This window comes from Massilia mucilaginosa (assembly GCF_011682145.1).
GTDB lineage: Bacteria > Pseudomonadota > Gammaproteobacteria > Burkholderiales > Burkholderiaceae_D > Telluria_A > Telluria_A mucilaginosa.
Window position 1 is genome coordinate 1 of sequence record NZ_WHJH01000112.1, and the last position, 4315, is coordinate 4315.

Annotated in this window: 3 protein-coding genes and 2 pseudogenes; all 5 read right to left on the reverse strand. The window is 63.6% G+C overall.

What is annotated here, in order from left to right:
* A pseudogene (locus F2P45_RS33740) lies at nucleotides 1-251 on the reverse strand (type IV secretion protein Rhs); the annotation flags it as partial.
* On the reverse strand, nucleotides 223-1200 hold the full coding sequence (locus F2P45_RS33745; protein ID WP_166882581.1) for an RHS repeat protein: 978 nt from the start codon (nucleotides 1198-1200) through the stop codon (nucleotides 223-225). The pseudogene F2P45_RS33740 and the gene F2P45_RS33745, both read right to left, overlap by 29 nt.
* Nucleotides 1201-1303: 103 nt before the next feature.
* Nucleotides 1304-2089 carry an IS21-like element helper ATPase IstB gene (istB, locus tag F2P45_RS33750; protein ID WP_166882582.1) on the reverse strand — a complete coding sequence of 262 codons (786 nt, stop codon included), beginning with the start codon at nucleotides 2087-2089 and terminating at the stop codon, nucleotides 1304-1306.
* Nucleotides 2086-3579, reverse strand: coding sequence for an IS21 family transposase (gene istA / locus F2P45_RS33755; protein ID WP_166882583.1), 1494 nt, complete (start codon nucleotides 3577-3579; stop codon nucleotides 2086-2088). The genes istB and istA overlap by 4 nt, the downstream gene beginning before the upstream one ends.
* A gap of 121 nt (nucleotides 3580-3700) precedes the next feature.
* Nucleotides 3701-4315: pseudogene (locus F2P45_RS33760) on the reverse strand (RHS repeat domain-containing protein); the annotation flags it as partial.

Sequence of the window (4315 nt, forward strand, 5' to 3'; positions counted from 1 at the left end):
TCGATGCGATTGCCGCTGGGGTAGGTCATCGAGGTCACGTGGCCCACGGCGCTGCTCGTGCTGCCATAGGTGTAGGCTGTCACAAAGCGCCGGGAAGCCGCTCCGTTCGTTTGCTCCTTCCTCAACAGCCTTCCCATACTGTCGTAGACATACACTGTTTTTCCAGCCTCATCCGTCATCGCCGTGATACGGCCTGCTGCGGGCGTGCCCACCGCGCCGTACTCAAACGTGCTGGCGCCGATACCGGTCACGCGACCCGCCGCGTCGTAGCGATAGGCAGTCTTGCGTCCAGCCAGCCGCGTCCAGGCTGGCTATCGCGCTCCCCGCGCCGTCGAACTGCGTGCTCATGGTGCCGGTATCGGGGCTGATCAACGCCGTTGGCTGCCCCAGTCCGTTGAACACATAACGCGTTTGCAAGCGGCGCGGATCGAGCACGGAGGCAAGCTGATCCTGCGGCGTGTAGGCGTAGTCGATCATCGCCGGCTTGCCCGTGGCATCGGCCGCAGGGAGCATCTGTTGTATCAGACGGTTGAACGTGTCGTAAGTTCCCTTGCTGACGCGCCCCAGCGGATCAATGCTCGCCGTCAGGTTGCCGACGGCATCGTATTCGAAGCGCGCGCCGGGATCCTTTGCGCTTTTCTGTTCGCGCTGCAAGCGGCTAAGCGCATCGAAGGCGCGCGTGGTCTGCGCCACCAGTTTGCCGTTCGGATCTTTCACTTCCTGGCGCACGATATTGCCCATGGCGTCGAGCGTGAAGTTGATGCTGTTGCCAGCGCGATCGCGCAAGCCGATCAGGCGGTGCGCATCGTCGTACGTGTAGCTCAGCGTCGAGCCGTCGGGCGCGGTCAGACGGATCAGCTGGCCCACAAGGTCGTACTCATAGCGCGTGGTTTCGGCAGGTCCGCTGGCCGCTCGAACAGTGCTGGATACCAAGCGCTGGCGCGAGTCATATTCAAACCCAACCATCTGGCCATTGGGGCGCTGGATTTTGGTCGGCAAGCCATCCTCGCTGTATTCGAGGTAACTGGTGACCTCACCGACGCTGTTGCGCACGCTTGCCAAGTCGCGCGGGTGGTGGCTTGTGCTGGTGTCGGCGTAATAGACCATGCTCGACGATTCGGCCTTGCCATTAGCATTGGCCGGTCCGGTACTCGTCAGCAGCTGCCCGTTGGGATTATAGGTGTAGCGCCATTCCTGCACCGGGCCTGTTCCCACCGCCGCGAATCCAAGTGCGCCATTTGGTTGGCGTCAACTATCTTGGCCGGTCGGCGTCAATTATCTTGGCCGGTGAAGCGAGGTGTTGTTAATCCTTCTTTTCCTTCGTTTTCGGCTTGGCGGTAGTGTTTCCCGCCGATGCTGCTCGTCGCCGATAGCTTTCCACGTTGAGCTCGAAGATGGTCGAGTGGTGCACAAGGCGATCCACCGCCGCCAGCGTCATGGCCGGCTCCGGAAACACCTGGTCCCACCCGGAGAACGGCTGGTTCGCCGTCAATGCCAGGCTCTTCCTCTCGTAGCGCGCAGCGATCAGTTCGAACAGTACCGACGTCTCCGCCTGATCGCGCCGGACATAGCTCAGGTCGTCCAGAATCAGCAGGTCAAAGCGATCCAACTTGGCGATCTCGGCCGGCAAGCGCATCTCCCGGCGTGCCACTTGCAGCCGTTGCACCAGATCGCTGGTACGTGTGAAGTGAACCCGATAGCCGCGATCGATCAGCCCGTAGCCGATGGCGCACACGAGGTGGCTCTTGCCTACGCCAGGCGGTCCGAACAGCAGCAGGTTGGCGCCCTGGTCGATCCAGCCATCGCCTTCGACCAGCGCCGTGACATGCGCTTTCGATACCGTGGGCACGGTCGTAAAGTCGAAGTTCGAGAGCAGCTTGCCGGGTAGAAGCTGAGACTCCAGCCGGTGCCGTTCCAGGCGCCGCGTTTCCCGCTCTGCCAACTCATGTTCCATCACGGCGGTAAGGAAGCGCTCGGCGGGCCAGCCCTCCTTGTCCGACTGTTCGGCCAGGCCCGCCCACAGGCGCTTGACGGTCGGCAAGCGCAGCTCGTTGAGGATCAGCGGCAGGCGGGCCGCAATGCTGTTCATGCCGCCTCCAGCAGGCAGTCGTAGCTGGCCAATGTCGGCAGCACCACCGTCACCACTGGGCAGTGCGCCGGCCGCGGGGCCATCTCCTGCTGCAGTCGTTCCAGGTCCGGCATCGCGCCGGCGGCGAGCAGCACCGCCAAGCGTTGCGCGAGCGCCGCCTCGCAGCCGCCGTTGCCGGCCAGGTCCAGCAAGCCAACCATGAGCCTGCAGGCTTGCGCCTCGGGCAAGCAGTCCTTCAACTGCCCCCACATCAGGCGGTACTCGGTACGCGGGAACAGCGCGTCGCGCAGCACCGAGCGCGCCAGGGCGCCGGGCTTGCGTTTGAGTGCCGGGAGCAGATGGCGATAGTCGACGACCTTGCCCCGTCCGCTGACCGGATCGGGCTGGCCGCGTTGCAGCTCAAGCACGCACACATTGCCCAGCCAGCACTCGAGCCGCTCGCCAAAGACGCGCACCTTCAGCCGATGCCCCACCAGCCTCGACGGGACTGTGTACAGCACCTTCCTGACCGTCATGGTGCAGTACTTGGTGACGCGCGCGTCAACCTCCTCGTAGTCGCTGCTGCGCCTGTCCGGCAACGGCATGAGCATGGCACGTTCTTCGTCGAACTTGCGGGCAACGCGGCCGTTGAGACGCCCGAACACTTCGGCCACGAAGAGACGGTAGCCGTCCAGGTCGGCGAAGTCGCGGTGCCCGCGCAACAGCAGCGCTTGCTCCATGGTGCGCTTGAGCGTGCCTTGCCGCGATTCGATCGACCCGTTCTCGTGGCTCACGCCGAGGTTGTTGCGGCTGGGGCGCATCCCGTAATGCTGGCACAGGGCATCGTAGCGCCGCGTCAGCAATTCGTGCTCGGCCTTGTTGTTGAAGGCGGCCGCCAGACTGTCGGTGCGGTGCTCCTCGGGAACGCCGCCCATCATCCATGCCGCATTCTGCAGGCCCGACGACAGCGCTATGAAGCTCTCGCCGCCCAGCACCACCTCGACGTAACGCCAGCCAGAGTAGGCCAAGGCGAACTGGTACAGCAGGTGCAACAAGGCCGCGCCGGCGATGGTCACTTGCAGGACGGCGGCATGGGTGAAGTCCGAGAGGCCCAGGCGGCCTGGCGGGTGCGCCTGCGCAAAGTACACCTCGCGCTCCTTGCCGTAACTGGCGCTCCAGGTGCGCACCCGGCGTTGAAGTGTGCGCAGCAAAGCGTCGTCGTACTGCCCTGGATGGCGCCTCTGGATTTCCTCCAGCAAGGTCGTTGCGGTCAGGCCCGGCGCCGCCGCCAGCATCGGCACCAGTTCGCTATCCCATACAGCCTCGAACGGGTCGGCGCGGGTGCGCCAACTGCGCCCCTCCCGCTGAGATGGCAGTGCTTCGCTCGCATCGATCCGTCGTGCTGAACGCACGCTGATGCCGCTCTTGGCCGCAGCGACTTCCTGCCCGTGCCTGGTTCTGAGTTTCTTGTAAATGCCCACTTGGTGATCTCCAATGCGTTTGCCGGCCACTCGTCATCTCCCCAGCTCCATGCTGAATGAAACAACTGTAAACCTCGCTTCCGCACCGGGCCGGTTTCAGGTGACAAACCGGCCAAGATAGTTGTCGTCTACCGGCCAAGATAATTGTCGCTCACCAGCCATTATTGTCAGTGGTCGCCTGGACGCTCGCACGACAAATGACGGCTATAGGTTTTCCATTGGGCAGCATTGCGCCGCCAGCGCATTCCACTAACCTGCCCGCAGCGTCGCGCTGGCCGTTATAAATCTTCGTGTCCACGCGCCCGGGCGAGGCGGTCATCGTGGCCAGAGGCCAGTCCGGATGCCAGCGCGTACTGGTCTTGCGTGCGCCGGCCGGAATTGGGCTATCGATGCTCGCAGGGCAAGTAGCATCTTTGGCCAGGCCGGTCGTGCGTTCCAGTTCGGTTCCACGGATGGGGTCACTGATGAAGCAGGTCTTGTTTCCATTGAAGTCGGTACGGCTCTCCACGTCGCCTTTTTGCGTGTAGGTGCTTGCCTTGGCACTTGCGGCGCAGCCAGCGCCGGCGGGCTGGCTTTCGGCGGTAATCCGGCTCTTGTCATTGGAATCGTACGCAATGCCGATGGTGCGGCTGCTGCCGAGCGGATCGGTGACGATCCGGCTGGTCCGACTGGGATAGGCAAATGTGTAGCGCTGCGCACCGCCGGCGTGCTCCGACAACACGGCTTGCCCGTCGCCGTTGTATGCATACGTGGCAAAGCGTTTTCC

Excerpts from the sequence above, each read along its gene's own strand:
- istB (WP_166882582.1), bottom strand. The coding sequence starts at position 2,089 with ATGAACAGCATTGCGGCCCGCCTGCCGCTGATCCTCAACGAGCTGCGC.